We start from the raw sequence: 1235 nt of genomic DNA, 5'->3' as shown, positions 1-1235 counted from the left end.
CGCCGGGTTCGGGCCGGCCAGGAACACCACGAGATCGCGGAACTCCGGCCAGGTGCTCGGGCGCACGCAGTCGCCGCGCCAGTCCTTGACGGCCAGATCCCCGGCCTCGAGGTCGACGAACAGGGTCGAGGCTTCGGGCAGGGTCTTCAACTGGCTGGTCTTGCCGATGCCGCTCTTGCCTAGAAGCACGAGCTTCACGCCCTGCTTCTCGCGCAGCCGCTGATCGGCGGTGATGATGGGAAGACGTCGCTCCATCACTGCACCTCCAGCAATACTGCGCGCAGTGCGCGAAGATCGAGCCCGGTCGTGGCTTCGATGACGGCCAAGGCGTTGAACATGCCTTCGGTCTCGGACAGGCCTGTGCGGCGCCCCAACTCGACGTGTGCATCCAAGAGACGACTGGCTTCGAGCGTCAATTCACCTTGGGAGGTGATCCCAAGTCCGGCCGCGATATTGCGCATCAGCTTGTTGCAAAGAGCCCACGCACTGCGGTGTCGTGCTGCGTAATCCTCCGGCACGGTCCATTCGAGTGTCTGGGCTTCGACTGCCCGACGCACGGTGGACAAATCGTTCGGGAGAACTTCCCTTCGTCCGTCGTTGCCTAGCCACCGTAGGGCACCAGACTCGACGGCCCGATAGTTGAAGTGCGGACGAGTGGTCAGGCTGCGCCAGATCGATACGCCGTAGCGCGCGGTTTCAGTGCGGTGTTGGGCCAGGCGCTGCGCCAGATTGGTCGTCGAGCCAAGCTTGCAAGTGCCGTTGGAAAGGGCCAACACGTAGACATAGCCCAACCCATCGGCGCGGGGCAGCGACGAGGCAAAGGCCAAGGCTGCGTTCACGTCGTCGTCGATAAGCCAGAAGTCAGGCGCTCGCATGGCCAGCCTCCTCATCGATCGACAACCGGAACGTGGGCTTGCCGGGCTTGACGGTGCGGGCGGCCTCGAACCCGGCGCGCAAGGCGGGCGGCCAGTTGTTGAAACGGGACTCGGACACCGAGTACTCGACGTCGAGGTAGTCCTCGACCTTCTCGCCGGCGGCGGCGATGCGCCGGGCGATGGCGGCCAGTTGCGCCTGGTCCCAGGACACGCGCTTCGGGACCTCGACCGTCACGCGAAGCAGCCCGTCCTGCAGGTGCACGATGCCGAAGTCCTTGCCGGCCTCGATGCGTGCAGCACGGGCCTGCTCGCCGTAAGCCGCATCGAGCGCGGCGTCGAACTTGGCGCGCGCCTGCTTGA

3 protein-coding genes are annotated in these 1235 nt (G+C 65.5%); all 3 read right to left on the bottom strand.

Features of this window, described 5'->3' with window-relative positions; translation table 11 throughout:
- Positions 1–255, bottom strand: a 255-nt coding sequence (locus tag F615_RS0117415; protein WP_026330424.1) for an AAA family ATPase, incomplete at its 3' end; no start/stop codon positions are given.
- Positions 255–875 carry a GIY-YIG nuclease family protein gene (locus F615_RS0117410; protein WP_019562414.1) on the bottom strand — a complete coding sequence of 207 codons (621 nt, stop codon included), beginning with the start codon at positions 873–875 and terminating at the stop codon, positions 255–257. The genes F615_RS0117410 and F615_RS0117415, both read right to left, overlap by 1 nt.
- The coding region (locus F615_RS19140; RefSeq protein ID WP_019562413.1) for a hypothetical protein at positions 862–1235 on the bottom strand (374 nt) is incomplete at its 5' end. The genes F615_RS0117410 and F615_RS19140, both read right to left, overlap by 14 nt.

The sequence above is a fragment of the Caldimonas manganoxidans ATCC BAA-369 genome, assembly GCF_000381125.1.
Lineage (GTDB): Bacteria > Pseudomonadota > Gammaproteobacteria > Burkholderiales > Burkholderiaceae_C > Caldimonas > Caldimonas manganoxidans.
This window is presented reverse-complemented; position numbering and strand designations above follow the sequence as displayed.